The 12,644-nt window shown below is 64.0% G+C and carries 14 protein-coding genes and 1 tRNA gene; 2 read left to right on the top strand and 13 right to left on the bottom strand.

Features of this window, described 5'->3' with window-relative positions:
• Window positions 1-13: 13 nt before the first annotated feature.
• From pheS to GQ56_RS0130060, 11 genes are all read right to left on the bottom strand, one after another.
• Entirely contained in the window at window positions 14-1,027 is a 1,014-nt protein-coding gene (gene pheS, locus GQ56_RS0130110) for a phenylalanine--tRNA ligase subunit alpha (RefSeq protein ID WP_031402190.1), read from the bottom strand.
• Between the two features lie 149 nt (window positions 1,028-1,176).
• Window positions 1,177-1,536, bottom strand: a complete 360-nt coding sequence (gene rplT, locus GQ56_RS0130105; protein WP_031402189.1) for a 50S ribosomal protein L20 — start codon at window positions 1,534-1,536, stop codon at window positions 1,177-1,179.
• A 30-nt stretch (window positions 1,537-1,566) separates the two neighbouring features.
• A complete protein-coding gene (gene rpmI / locus GQ56_RS0130100; protein WP_004191477.1) occupies window positions 1,567-1,764 on the bottom strand; it encodes a 50S ribosomal protein L35 in 198 nt (65 codons plus the stop codon).
• A 189-nt stretch (window positions 1,765-1,953) separates the two neighbouring features.
• On the bottom strand, window positions 1,954-2,478 hold the full coding sequence (gene infC, locus GQ56_RS0130095) for a translation initiation factor IF-3 (protein ID WP_071734130.1): 525 nt from the start codon (window positions 2,476-2,478) through the stop codon (window positions 1,954-1,956).
• 49 nt (window positions 2,479-2,527) lie between these two features.
• Window positions 2,528-4,435 (bottom strand): threonine--tRNA ligase, encoded by a 1,908-nt coding sequence (gene thrS / locus GQ56_RS0130090; protein WP_031402188.1) that lies wholly within the window; start codon window positions 4,433-4,435, stop codon window positions 2,528-2,530.
• A gap of 269 nt (window positions 4,436-4,704) precedes the next feature.
• Window positions 4,705-4,781, bottom strand: a tRNA-Val gene (locus GQ56_RS0130085).
• Between the two features lie 85 nt (window positions 4,782-4,866).
• A complete protein-coding gene (locus tag GQ56_RS0130080; protein ID WP_031402187.1) occupies window positions 4,867-7,098 on the bottom strand; it encodes a RelA/SpoT family protein in 2,232 nt (743 codons plus the stop codon).
• 44 nt (window positions 7,099-7,142) lie between these two features.
• Complete coding sequence (locus GQ56_RS0130075; RefSeq protein ID WP_014897238.1) at window positions 7,143-7,496, bottom strand: RidA family protein; 354 nt, start codon at window positions 7,494-7,496, stop codon at window positions 7,143-7,145.
• A gap of 79 nt (window positions 7,497-7,575) precedes the next feature.
• Window positions 7,576-8,472 (bottom strand): alpha/beta fold hydrolase, encoded by an 897-nt coding sequence (locus GQ56_RS0130070; protein WP_031402186.1) that lies wholly within the window; start codon window positions 8,470-8,472, stop codon window positions 7,576-7,578.
• 361 nt (window positions 8,473-8,833) lie between these two features.
• Window positions 8,834-9,475 (bottom strand): CoA transferase subunit B, encoded by a 642-nt coding sequence (locus GQ56_RS0130065; protein WP_031402185.1) that lies wholly within the window; start codon window positions 9,473-9,475, stop codon window positions 8,834-8,836.
• A gap of 1 nt (window position 9,476) precedes the next feature.
• Entirely contained in the window at window positions 9,477-10,181 is a 705-nt protein-coding gene (locus GQ56_RS0130060; RefSeq protein WP_031402184.1) for a CoA transferase subunit A, read from the bottom strand.
• A 222-nt stretch (window positions 10,182-10,403) separates the two neighbouring features.
• On the opposite strand from GQ56_RS0130060, the gene GQ56_RS0130055 reads away from it, so the two are divergent.
• Window positions 10,404-10,949 (top strand): LuxR C-terminal-related transcriptional regulator, encoded by a 546-nt coding sequence (locus GQ56_RS0130055; protein WP_031402183.1) that lies wholly within the window; start codon window positions 10,404-10,406, stop codon window positions 10,947-10,949.
• Window positions 10,950-11,034: 85 nt separating this feature from the next.
• Here the strand turns inward: GQ56_RS0130055 and GQ56_RS0130050 are convergent, their stop codons facing one another.
• Together GQ56_RS0130050 and GQ56_RS0130045 are read right to left on the bottom strand one after the other, a co-directional pair.
• Window positions 11,035-11,475, bottom strand: a complete 441-nt coding sequence (locus GQ56_RS0130050) for an acyl-CoA thioesterase (protein WP_031402182.1) — start codon at window positions 11,473-11,475, stop codon at window positions 11,035-11,037.
• Between the two features lie 32 nt (window positions 11,476-11,507).
• Window positions 11,508-12,290 (bottom strand): SDR family oxidoreductase, encoded by a 783-nt coding sequence (locus GQ56_RS0130045; protein WP_031402181.1) that lies wholly within the window; start codon window positions 12,288-12,290, stop codon window positions 11,508-11,510.
• A gap of 178 nt (window positions 12,291-12,468) precedes the next feature.
• Here GQ56_RS0130045 and GQ56_RS44870 point away from each other — a divergent pair.
• A partial coding sequence (locus GQ56_RS44870) for an FAD-dependent oxidoreductase (protein ID WP_152601902.1) occupies window positions 12,469-12,644 on the top strand: 176 nt, incomplete at its 3' end.

The following is a 12,644-nucleotide window of genomic DNA, read 5'->3' as shown; positions in this document are numbered from 1 at the left end:
CGCGGCGGCGGCGTTATGCGAACTGGCGCAGGAACCGCAGGTCGTTCTCGAAGAACAGCCGGAGATCCTGGACGCCGTAGCGCAGCATCGTCAGGCGCTCGAGGCCGCTGCCGAACGCGAAGCCGATATAGCGTTCGGGATCGAGGCCCATGTTGCGAATCACGGTCGGATGCACCTGCCCCGAACCGGAGATCTCGAGCCACTTGCCGGCGTTCTTGCCTTGCTCGAACATCATGTCGATCTCGGCCGACGGTTCCGTGAACGGGAAATACGACGGACGGAAGCGCACGAGGATATCATCGCGCTCGAAGAATTTTTTCAGGAAGTCGGTATAGACGCCCTTGAGGTCGGCAAAGCTGATGTTCTCGTCGATCCACAGCCCCTCGACCTGATTGAACATCGGCGAGTGGGTTGCATCGCTGTCGACGCGATACGTGCGGCCCGGCGCGATCACCTTGATCGGCGGGCGGTTCATGCGCGCGTAACGCACCTGCATCGGGCTCGTGTGCGTGCGCAGCAGCAGCTGGCGGCCGTCGGCGTCCTTGCCTTCAACGTAGAAGGTGTCCTGCATCGAACGCGCCGGATGGTTCTCCGGGCTGTTCAGCGACGTGAAGTTGTACCAGTCGGTCTCGATTTCGGGACCGTCGGCCACGTCGAAGCCGATCGAGCGGAAAATCTGTTCGACGCGCTCCCACGTGCGCATCACGGGGTGCAGGCTGCCTGCACCGGCACCGCGGCCCGGCAGCGTCACGTCGATCGCCTCGGCGGCGAGGCGCTGGTTCAGCAGCGCATCGGCCAGTGCCTGGCGACGCGCGGTCAGCGCGGCTTCAACCTGCTGCTTCGCGACGTTGATGCGTGCGCCTTCGGTCTTGCGTGCTTCGGGATCGAGCTTGCCGAGGCCCTTGAGCAACTCGGTCAGCGCACCCGACTTGCCGAGAAATCGTGCTTTCTCGTTTTCGAGCGTGGTGATGTCGGCAGCCTGTTCGAAGGACTGCTGCGCGTCGGCGACAATCTGGTCCAGATCCATAGATCCCATCATTTCCAACGTCATTCGGTCTTGGCGAGCGAAACTACCTCACCAAACAAAAAAGGGGCTCGGAAGAGCCCCGTTTTCGCTGCAGCGGCCGAAACTACCGGAACGTCGCTGCAACTCACCACGCAGTGCCAATTTCTCAATTAGCCTGCAACGGCGGCTTTCACCTGCTTGACGATCGCAGCAAAAGCAGCCTTGTCGAACACCGCCATGTCGGCCAGCACCTTACGGTCGAGTTCGATCGACGCCTTCTTCAGGCCGTTGATGAACACGCTGTAGGTCATGTCGTGCTGGCGAACTGCCGCGTTGATACGCGTGATCCACAGTGCGCGGAACACACGCTTCTTGTTGCGGCGATCGCGGTACGCGTACTGACCAGCGCGCATCACCGCCTGCTTGGCGATGCGGTAGACGTTATTGCGGCGACCGCGATAACCCTTGGCCAGGTTGATGATCTTCTTGTGGCGGGCCCGTGCGGTTACCCCACGTTTGACTCGAGGCATGTTTCTCTCCTTGGAGTATCGATTGAGGGGTTACGCGAACGGGAGCATCGCGCGGACGGAGTTCAGATCGGAATCATGAACTGCCGTGGCGCCGCGCAGATGGCGCTTGTTCTTCGTGGTTTTCTTGGTCAGGATGTGACGCTTGAAGGCTTGACCGCGCTTGACGGTACCGCCCGGACGCACCACGAAGCGCTTTGCAGCGCTCTTCTTGGTCTTCATCTTAGGCATGACGAACAACTCCAGTTTATTAGATGGCGATGGGTGTGCGGTTGGCTTGCGCCCTTGACCCGCCCTTCGAAACCCAGTCCACTTGTGTACGGCGAACCGCTTGCGCAGCCGCCGTTGCTGGCGCGCCGCCCTGACCGGGCAACGCGCCGAACCACTGCCAAACCCGCGCGCACGGCGCGCCGGCCCGGTTTACTTCTTTTTCTTCGGCGAGAGCACCATGATCATCTGGCGCCCTTCCATCTTCGGCATCTGCTCGACCTGGCCGACTTCCTCGAGATCCGTGCGCAGACGCTCCAGCATCCGCATACCGATTTCCTGGTGAGCCATTTCGCGGCCGCGGAAACGCAACGTGATCTTCGTCTTGTCGCCCTCTTCGAGGAAGCGCACGAGATTGCGGAGCTTGACGTTGTAATCCCCGTCATCGGTACCCGGGCGGAACTTGACTTCCTTGACCTGGATGACCTTCTGCTTCAGCTTCGCTTCGTGCTGCTTCTTCGATTCCTGGTACTTGAACTTGCCGTAATCCATCAGACGGCAAACCGGGGGAACCGCTTGCGGCGCGATTTCCACCAGGTCAACATCCAGTTCTTCCGATTTACGGAAAGCATCAGCGAGTTTTACGATACCGAGCGGTTCGTTCTCGATCCCGACCAGACGCACTTCCGGCGCAGTGATTTCACCGTTGATGCGATGCGACGACTTATCAGTAGCGATGTTACGTTTCCTCTAAAAATTAAAAAAACGAGCCGCGCTGCCAGGGCGGTTACTTGAACGAGCGCAGGTCTTCCTGCAGACGCTCAACGAAGGCTTCGACCGGCATCACGCCAAGATCGACGCCGCCACGGGCACGCACGGCTACCGTTTGCGCATCACGCTCCTTATCGCCCACGACGAGGAGATAAGGCACCTTTTCCAGCGTGTGCTCGCGTATTTTATAGCTAATCTTCTCGTTGCGCAAATCTGCCTCCACCCTAACCCCTTGTTTTTGCAACGATTGGGCCAGAGATTGCGCATATTCGGCCTGACTTTCGGCAATATTGAGCACAACTGCCTGGAACGGCGCGAGCCAGGCGGGCATTGCACCAGCGTGGTGCTCGATCAAAATGCCGAGGAAACGCTCCATCGAACCGACGATCGCACGGTGCAACATCACCGGCCGGCGGCGGCTGCTGTCGTCCGCCACATACTCGGCGCCGAGGCGCTCCGGCAGCACCATGTCGAGCTGCAGCGTGCCGCACTGCCACGAACGGCCGAGCGCATCCTTGATGTGGTACTCGATCTTCGGGCCGTAGAACGCGCCCTCACCCGGCAATTCTTCCCACGTCAGGCCGCAGGCGGTCAGCGCGTCGCGCAGGCCCTGCTCGGCGCGATCCCACGTCTCGTCCGTGCCCGCACGCTGCTCCGGGCGCAGCGACAGCTTGATGTCGATTTGATCGAAACCGAAGTCCTTGTACACGCTCATGGCCAGCGTGTTGAACGCGATCGATTCCGAGATGAACTGATCTTCCGTACAGAAGATGTGCGCATCGTCCTGCACGAAGCCGCGCACGCGCATCAGGCCATGCAGCGCTCCCGACGCCTCGTTGCGGTGGCACGAGCCGAATTCCGCGTAACGCAGCGGCAGGTCGCGATACGAGCGCAGGCCGTGCTTGAACACCTGGACGTGGCCCGGGCAGTTCATCGGCTTGATCGCGTAGTCGCGCTTTTCCGACTCCGTCGTGAACATGTTCTCGCGATAGTTCTGCCAGTGGCCCGACGCCTCCCACAGCGAGCGGTCCATGATCATCGGCGTCTTGATCTCGAGGTAGCCGGCTTCGTTCACGCGGCGGCGCATGTACTGCTCGACCTGCTGCCACAGCGCCCAGCCCTTCGGATGCCAGAACACCATGCCCGGCGACTCTTCCTGCATGTGGAACAGGTCGAGCTGCTTGCCGAGCTTGCGGTGGTCGCGCTTTTCCGCTTCCTCGAGCATGTGCAGGTACTGATCCTGGTCTTCCTTCTTCGTCCAGGCCGTGCCGTAGATGCGCTGCAGCTGCTCGTTCTTCGAATCGCCGCGCCAGTACGCGCCCGCGACCTTCATCAGCTTGAAAACCTTCAGCTTGCCCGTCGACGGGACGTGCGGGCCGCGGCACAGATCGGTGAAGCCGCCGTGCGAATACAGCTTGATTTCGTCGCTTTGCGGAATCGATTCGATGATCTCGGCCTTGTACTTCTCGCCGATGCTGCGGAAGTAACCGGCCGCCTCGTCGCGCGACACGACACGGCGCGTCACGGGCTCGTCCTTCTTCACGAGCTCCTGCATGCGCTTTTCGATCTTTTCCAGATCTTCCGGCGTAAACGGCCGGTTGTACGAGAAGTCGTAATAGAAGCCGTTGTCGATCACCGGGCCGATCGTCACCTGCGCATCCGGATACAGTTCCTTCACCGCATACGCGAGCAAGTGCGCCGTCGAATGGCGGATGATGTCGAGGCCGTCGGCGTCCTTGTCGGTGACGATCGCGAGCGACGCGTCGCGGTCGATCACGGCCGAGGTATCGACGAGCTCGCCATCGAGCTTGCCGCCAAGCGCAGCCTTCGCAAGGCCGGGACCGATCGAGGCCGCAACCTCGGCAACTGTCACCGGATGCTCGTATTGTCGAACTGAGCCGTCAGGCAAGCGTATCGAAACCATAGCAATCTCCGTGATGCCGACAGTGGGCGGCAGACCAGATACGCGACGAAAACCATCGCGTGAAATTTTGGAACAAAAAAAATGCGGCCCCGCTTTCGAGGGGCCGCATTCGATACTTCACTCAAACTGAAAGGGCGAAAGGGTTCCTCGACTAGCGTCGCTCCGAAAAAGTTTCGGTCAACGTTCGCGGTGTCATAACCGTATTCGCCTTGTTTGCGTTGAGTTATTTACTGCATCGAACACCCGGAGACCGGGCATTCTCAATTCGTTGGTAGGCTCGATTGGACTCGAACCAACGACCCCCACCATGTCAAGGTGGTGCTCTAACCAGCTGAGCTACGAGCCTAGAGAAGCTGAAATTATATGGAGCGATTACCCGTTTGGCAAGCGTTTTTATGCGGCCGCAGCAAAAAAGCTGGAATTCGACCCCATCACGCCTTCCGCCCGGCCCGCACGACGCCCTGCACCTCGCCGAGCAGCGCGCACGCACGCTGCACCTGCGCCGAATTCGACACCTCGACGGTAAACTGCATGAACGCCGCATTGCGGCGGCTCTGCGTCTTCACCCCCACCACATTCATCTTCTCGCGCGCGAACACTTCCGAGATGTCGCGCAGCAACCCTTGCCGGTCGCTGGCCTCGATCATCAGGTCGACCGGATAGACGGACGCGCCACGGCCGCCCAGCACATCGGCCGACCAGGTCGTCTGCAGCACGCGCTCCGGCGCGCGCTCGACCATCCGGCGAAACGTCGGGCAATCGGTGCGGTGGATCGACATCCCCTTGCCGCGCGTGACGAAACCGCTGATCGGATCGGGCGGCGCCGGGCGGCAGCAGCGCGCGAGCTGGGTCAGCAGCGCGTCGACGCCCACCACCAGCACGCCGGTCGACGCGCCGTGCGCGACGCTCGCGCCACTGCTGCGCTTCTCGAAATCGGCGGGCGCCTCGGGCGCCGGCTCGGGCGGCGGCGCATCGGACAGCGCGTGCTCGACGTTGCGCAGGCTGAATTCTTCCTTGCCGACCACCGAGAACAACTCCTCGGGCGACTTGAAGCCGAGCTTCGCGGCGAGGTTGTCGAGACTGACCGACGTCTTGCCTTCGCGCTGCAGCGTCTTTTCGACGAGCGCGCGGCCGTGCGCGATGTTCTCTTCCTGCTCGATCCCGTTGAACCATGCCCGCACTTTCTGCCGCGCGCGCGGGCTTTTCATGTAGCCGAGCTGCAGGTTCAGCCAGTCGCGCGACGGCCCGCCCTCCTTCACCGCGACGATCTCGACCGTCTGGCCGTTTGCGAGCGGCGTATTGAGCGGCACCATCGCGCCGTCGACACGCGCGCCGCGGCAGCGGTGGCCCAGCTCGCTGTGCAGGTGGTACGCGAAATCGACCGGCGTCGCGCCCTGCGGCAACGCGATCACGCGCGCCTGCGGCGTCAGCACATAGATGTGGTCGTCGTCGAGCGACGTCTCGCGCAGTTGCGCCCACGCCTTGTCGCCCGACTTTTCCGCGCCGTCCTCGATGTCGTCTTTCCACGCCAGCAACTGACGGAGCCACGCGATCTTCTCGTCGTACTTGTCGCTCGCCGAGAACTGGCCGCCGTAGCCGCGCGCGCCGGCCTCCTTGTAGCGCCAGTGCGCCGCAACGCCGTATTCGGCGAAACGATGCATCTCCTGCGTGCGGATCTGCACCTCGAACGCGCGGCCGTCGTCGCCGATCACGACCGTGTGCAGCGACTTGTAGCCGTTCGGCTTGGGGCGCGAGATGTAGTCGTCGAATTCCTTCGGCACCGGCTGCCACAGGTGATGCACGATGCCGAGCACCGCGTAGCAATCCTTGATGTCCGGCACGATCACGCGAAACGCACGCACGTCGTACAGCTCGGAGAAGTCGAGCTCCTTGCCGCGCATCTTGCGCCAGATGCTGTAGATGTGCTTCGGCCGGCCGCTCACGTCGGCCTGGATGTTCGCCTCCGCCAGCTCGCGCTGCAGCCGCTCGATCGCCTGCGTGACATACGCCTCGCGCTCGATGCGCTTCTCGTCGAGCAGCTTCGCGATCCGTTTGTAGGTGACCGGATCCTCGAAGCGGAACGCGAGATCCTCGAGCTCCCATTTCAGTTGCCAGATACCGAGACGGTTCGCGAGCGGCGCGTAGATGTCGAGCGTCTCGCGCGCGACGTCGGGCGGCGGATCGATCTTCGCGGCCGCGTAGTAGCGCAGCGATTGCAGACGCGACGCGAGCCGGATCAGCACTACGCGGATGTCCTGCGCGAACGCGAGCAGCATCTTGCGCAGCGCCTCGATCTGCGTACGCCGCTCTTCCGCCGCGTCGCGCCCCGCTTCGGGCACCGCGCTCGCGACACGCAGGCTGACGGTGCCGAGCCGCAACAGCTTGCGCACGTCCGACACGAGCCGCGCCACTTCGTCGCCGAAACGCTCGGTGAGCTCGCGCTCCGGGTCGCTCAGATGCGGCGTCAGCACGAACAGCGCGGCCGCCTGCATCGCGGACGGATCGACGTTCAGCGTGCGCATGATCGACGCCGTGCCCGCCGAGTGATCGGCAAGCAATTCGCCCGACGACAGGCGCGCGTCACCCGCCCGTTCGCGCACGAACGCGAGCACCTCGTCGAACGACGGCGCCGCGACGGGGGAAGCGGAAACGGATTCGGTCATGGCTAGGCCTGGCGAAATGCGGTCATCTTCGGATTACGCCCGGATCAGCTCCGCTGCGCGGCAACGACCACGATCTCGACGAGCAACGCGGGATCCGCGAGCTTCGCCTCGACGGTCGCGCGCGGCGGCGTGTTGCCCTGCGCGACCCATGCGTCCCACTCCGCATTCATGCCTTCGAAGTTCGCCAGATCCGAGATGTAGATCTGCACCGACAGCAGATGCGCCTTGTCGCTGTTCGCTTCGGCGAGCAGGCGGTCGATGTGGCCGAGCACTTCGCGCGTCTGGCCCTTGATGTCCTGCGTGGTGTCTTCGGCGATCTGGCCGGCCAGATACACGGTACCGTTGTGGATCGCGGTTTCGGAGAGACGCGCCCCGACGTGGTGACGAATGACTGCCATGGAATGTTCCGGTCGTGAGTGGGTAGGAATCGGACGGCAACGCGGCCCGCGTGCCGCCGAACCGCATATTATGACGCGTTTATGCGCTGCCTTCGACGAAAAACCGCCGCGCGAGCGCAATCTGGCTGGCGTCGACGAATGCCGGCGCATGGCCCACTCCCGGAATCTCGGCCTCTGCCACATGCCGGCCGCGACGCATCATGTCGGCCACCGTTTCGCGCGACAGCAGGTCGGATATCTCGCCGCGCACGACGAGCAGCGACGCGTCCGTCGTCTCGACGGCGCGCCACAGCGCGGCCTCGCCGAGCGCGGCCAGCTCGGGCGTCGTCGCCTTGAACGGCTCGGCGATGCGCGGATCGTAGCGCATCGTCCAGCCGCCGTCGGGCAGTTCGCGCAGCAGCGGCCCGTTGATCTCGCGCCACTCGTCGCCGGTCAGCGCGCCGAACGGCAGCGACAGCGACGTCAGGTAGTCGATCCCCTCCTGCTCGGTCGCAAAGCGCGGCTGCACGCCGAGATATTCGCCGATACGCGTCAGCGAATCGGGTTCGATGCGCGGACCGACATCGTTGACGATCATCCGGCGCAGCGGCGAACCCGGCAGCCCCGCGAACGCCATGCCGATCAGGCCGCCCATCGACGTGCCGAACCAGTCGACCGACTCGACGTCGAGCCGCGCGATCAGCGTCACGATGTCGGCCACGTATTGCGGAATCGCGTAGAGCCGCGGATCGGCCAGCCAGTCCGACCGGCCGCGCCCGACGACATCGGGGCACACGACGCGATACGTATCGGACAGCGCGGCGGCGAGCCGGTCGAAATCGCGCCCGGAACGGGTCAGGCCATGCACGCACACCAGGACGCGCGAATTGGCTGGATCGCCCCATTCGGTATACGCCATGTTGTGAAGACCGACGGCGCTGGCACATTGCACATGCCGCTGGCGGGGAGTCGGGGAATTCAGGGAAGAAGTGGGCATCGGAGGCATCCTGTCGACGGTACTGTGCGGCGCGATGGCATGCGTGGGCCCGGCCCGCCAGAGCCAAGCAGCCGGGGGATGCGATCGATTGTAAACCCGTTCCGGATCACGGGTCGCTTTGCCGCCGTCGCTGGCTATCGCTCGTGCGCGCATCCGCCCGAGATCGCGCGCCCTGTCGGAGCCGGTGCCGCATTCGGACGGCCAGCGGTCCGGGCAGCGCCCGGATCGACCGCACGCCGCGCGCGGCGAACGCACCGGCCAGGACAGCCGGGGGTTCCGCCATGCACGTACGACCGGGGCAACGTATACGCAAACGCCCCGCATGCCGGCAGGCATGCGGGGCGAACCGGAACGCAAAAACTCAGGCGACCGCGCTGACGTCGAGCGGCGCGCCGGTCTTCGTCTGGATCTCGTCGACGCTCACGCCGTCGGCGAGTTCGAGAACCTTCAGGCCGGACGACGTCACTTCGATCACGCCGAGATCGGTAATGATCAGGTCGACCACGCCGACTCCCGTCAGCGGCAGATTGCACTCGTCGAGGATCTTGTGCTGATCGCCCTTCGCGACGTGCTCCATCAGCACGACGACGCGCTTCACGCCGGCGACGAGGTCCATCGCGCCGCCCATGCCCTTGATCATCTTGCCCGGGATCATCCAGTTCGCGAGGTCGCCCTGCTTGCTGACCTGCATCGCGCCGAGGATCGCGAGGTTGATGTGGCCGCCGCGGATCATCGCGAACGAATCGGCCGACGAGAAGATCGACGAACCCGGCAGCGTCGTGACGGTCTGCTTGCCGGCGTTGATGAGATCGGCGTCGACTTCGTCTTCGGTCGGCGACGGGCCGATGCCGAGCAGGCCGTTCTCCGACTGCAGCCACACCTCGACGCCTTCCGGCACGTGGTTCGCGACGAGCGTCGGCAGGCCGATGCCGAGGTTCACGTAGAAGCCGTCCTGCAGTTCCTTCGCCGCGCGCGCGGCCATCTGGTCACGATTCCAGGCCATGTCAGTCTCCTTTCGCGCGTACGACGCGTTGTTCGATGCGTTTTTCGGGCGTCGCATTCAGCACGATGCGCTGCACGAAGATTCCCGGCGTATGGATGTGGTCCGGATCGAGCTCGCCGTTCTCGACGATCTCCTCGACCTCCGCGACGGTGATCTTGCCGGCCATCGCGCACATCGGGTTGAAGTTGCGCGCCGTGCGGCGATAGATCAGGTTGCCCGACTTGTCGGCCTTCCAGGCCTTCACGAGTGCGACGTCGGCCGTCAGCGACGGCTCGAGCACGTAGTGCCGGTCGCCGAACTGGCGCGTTTCCTTGCCTTCCGCGATCACCGTGCCGTAGCCCGTGTTCGTGAAGAACGCGGGAATGCCCGCGCCGCCCGCGCGCAGCTTTTCGGCCAGCGTGCCCTGCGGCGTGAATTCGAGCTCGAGTTCGCCGGCCAGGTACTGGCGCTCGAACTCCTTGTTCTCGCCGACGTACGACGAGATCATCTTCTTGATCTGGCGCGTTTCCAGCAGCAGGCCGAGGCCGAAGCCGTCGACGCCCGCGTTGTTGCTGATGCAGGTGAGGCCCTTGACCGCCGAATCGCGCAACGCCGCGATCAGCGCCTCGGGAATCCCGCACAGGCCGAAGCCGCCCACCGCGAAGGTCTGCCCGTCGCGGACGATCCCTTCCAGCGCGGCAGCCGCGCCGGGATAGACTTTGTTCATCAGTTGTCCCTTCCTCTATGGAAACCAGCAAAACCGGTTCACGCGCCCGTGTGGCCCGCAAGCCCGCCGCATCATTCTATGCATGCGCGGCGATGCCTGCGTCGAGGCGCGCTTTTTTATGTCGCGGCACATCGCCGCGAGATGCCTGAAAGGGTACGATGCAGCGCCGATACGGCACAATACGCAAAAATACATAAGCGTTTGCCACTGCCTGCCCGCGCCATGCCCGCTCTCGACTACCAGACTGCCTTCCATCTCGCGCCGCTCGGCCTCGTCATGTCGCGCGACCGCGTGATCGAGGATTGCAACGACGCGCTCGCATCGATCTTCCGGTGCGCGCGGGCCGACCTGATCGGACAGTCGTACGCGGTGCTCTACCCGTCGACGGACGAATTCCAGCGCATCGGCGAGCGCATCTCGCGCGTGATGGCGGCGAACGGCGTCTACTCGGATGACAGGATCATGAAGCGGGCGGACGGCGAGCTGTTCTGGTGCCATGTGACGGGCCGCGCGCTCGACCGCAACGCCCCGCTCTCGGCCGGCGTGTGGACCTTCGAGGATTTGAGCGCGACGCGCCGGGTTGCCGTCGAGCTGACCCCGCGCGAGCGCGAGATCGCCGCCCAGCTCGCGACCGGCAAGACCAGCAAGCAGATCGGCCGTGTGCTGGACATCAGCTCCCGCACGGTCGACATCTACCGCGCGCGACTGATGCGCAAATACGGGACGAACAATACGCCGGAGCTGCTGCAACGCCTGCTCGGGCAGTGAACGGGCCGCCCACGGCGGCCCCCTATGACGATCGGCCGCGCGAGGCGGCCGATTCGGGCGGCGACGGGCATCGCGGCCTCGACGTTCAGCCGATCCTGGTCGCGAGCGCGCGCTCGATCGTGTCGCGCAGCAACTGCGGCATTTCCACCGACTTGCCGAGCGCATAGTCGACCCACACGCAGCGCGCCTTGCCGCGCGCATAGACGTGCTGCGGATCGTCCGCGCGCGTGAGCTCGAAACCGGTGTCGAAGCTGCTCCGGCCGGGCTTGGCGGCCGACATCCTCGCGATCACGTCGCCCGGATAGTGCAGTTGCTTGAGGAATTCCATCGATGCCGTGACGATGACGGGCCCCTGCCCTTCGCCGTTGCCGCCGGCGATGCCGAGTTCCTCGAACCACGAGATCCGCGCCTGTTCCATGTAGCGGAAATAGACCGTGTTGTTCACGTGGCCGAATGCGTCCATGTCACCCCAGCGGATGGGCATCGACATCTCGAATACGAGGGAGTAATCGCTTGTTGCGCTCATTGCAGTCTTCTTCGTTGCTGAATGTCATCCACTCAGGCGAGGCCGAAGCCGTCGTCGGCGGAGATAATCGAGCCGTTGATGAACTGCGACTCGTCGGCCGCGAGCAGCAACAACAGCCCGTCGAGATCCTGCGGCTTGCCGACGCGCCGGCGCGGCAGCATCGACTGCAGCTTCTGGCCCTGCTCGGTTTCCCACAGGTAATGGTTGATTTCGGTATCGATATACCCCGGACAGATCGCGTTGACGTTGATCCCGTGGCGCCCCCACTCCAGCGCCATCGCACGCGTCATCTGCACGACCGCCGCCTTGCTCATCGCGTACAGGCCGATCTGCGGAAACACCCGCAGCCCCGCCACCGACGCGATGTTGATGATCCGGCACGGCGGCTTGCCGCTGCCGCTTCCGTTCGCGCGCATGATCATCCGCTTCGCGACTTCCTGGGCAACGAAAAATGCGCCGCGCGTATTGGTGTCGAACACGAACTCGAAATCGGCCGGCGTGACATCGACCAGCTTCTGCATCGTCGAAACGCCCGAATTGTTCACGAGGATGTCGATCGTGCCGGCTTCCGTCTCCGCATGCGCAACCGCCGCCTTGATGCTCTGGACGTCGGTGACGTCGAGCGATACGACGTGCGCGGCGCCGCCCGCCGCCTCGATCTCCGCGCGCAGCTCCTTCAGGCGCTCGACGCGGCGGCTGGCGAGCACGACCTTTGCACCGGCCTGCGACAGTACCTGCGCAAAACGCTGCCCGAGGCCGCTCGACGCGCCCGTGACCAGCGCAACCTTGCCTTCCAGATTGATCGACCGACCCATTTGTCCTTCCCCTTTCAATGTCGTTTCGCCGCCACGGGCAGCATGACCCGAGCGGCACTACCCTAGCACATAAATAGAACGATCGTGCTAATCTGCCCGCGTGCTGTTGCGGCAAGCGTTTCGTTTCGCAGACAATACGCTCCCGAATAAAAGCATTCTAACGGTTAGAGGAACGCCAATGACCCCCGCAAACCTCATCGAGCAATACGGCCCGCGCGAATCGATGGAATACGACGTCGTGATCGTCGGCGGCGGCCCTGCCGGGCTGTCGGCGGCGATCCGGCTCAAGCAGCTGGCCGCCGAGAAAGGCGCCGAGATCGGCGTGTGCGTGCTCGAGAAGGGTTCCGAGATCGG

Origin of the sequence: Burkholderia paludis, from assembly GCF_000732615.1 — a bacterium.
Classification (GTDB): domain Bacteria; phylum Pseudomonadota; class Gammaproteobacteria; order Burkholderiales; family Burkholderiaceae; genus Burkholderia; species Burkholderia paludis.
This window is presented reverse-complemented; position numbering and strand designations above follow the sequence as displayed.

Coding starts and splice junctions, on each gene's coding strand:
- pheS (WP_031402190.1), bottom strand. CDS start 1,027: ATGGATCTGGACCAGATTGTCGCCGACGCGCAGCAGTCCTTCGAACAG.
- rplT (WP_031402189.1), bottom strand. CDS start 1,536: ATGCCTCGAGTCAAACGTGGGGTAACCGCACGGGCCCGCCACAAGAAG.
- rpmI (WP_004191477.1), bottom strand. CDS start 1,764: ATGCCTAAGATGAAGACCAAGAAGAGCGCTGCAAAGCGCTTCGTGGTG.
- thrS (WP_031402188.1), bottom strand. CDS start 4,435: ATGGTTTCGATACGCTTGCCTGACGGCTCAGTTCGACAATACGAGCAT.
- GQ56_RS0130080 (WP_031402187.1), bottom strand. CDS start 7,098: ATGACCGAATCCGTTTCCGCTTCCCCCGTCGCGGCGCCGTCGTTCGAC.
- GQ56_RS0130075 (WP_014897238.1), bottom strand. CDS start 7,496: ATGGCAGTCATTCGTCACCACGTCGGGGCGCGTCTCTCCGAAACCGCG.
- GQ56_RS0130070 (WP_031402186.1), bottom strand. CDS start 8,472: ATGCCCACTTCTTCCCTGAATTCCCCGACTCCCCGCCAGCGGCATGTG.
- GQ56_RS0130065 (WP_031402185.1), bottom strand. CDS start 9,475: ATGGCCTGGAATCGTGACCAGATGGCCGCGCGCGCGGCGAAGGAACTG.
- GQ56_RS0130060 (WP_031402184.1), bottom strand. CDS start 10,181: ATGAACAAAGTCTATCCCGGCGCGGCTGCCGCGCTGGAAGGGATCGTC.
- GQ56_RS0130055 (WP_031402183.1), top strand. CDS start 10,404: ATGCCCGCTCTCGACTACCAGACTGCCTTCCATCTCGCGCCGCTCGGC.
- GQ56_RS0130050 (WP_031402182.1), bottom strand. CDS start 11,475: ATGAGCGCAACAAGCGATTACTCCCTCGTATTCGAGATGTCGATGCCC.
- GQ56_RS0130045 (WP_031402181.1), bottom strand. CDS start 12,290: ATGGGTCGGTCGATCAATCTGGAAGGCAAGGTTGCGCTGGTCACGGGC.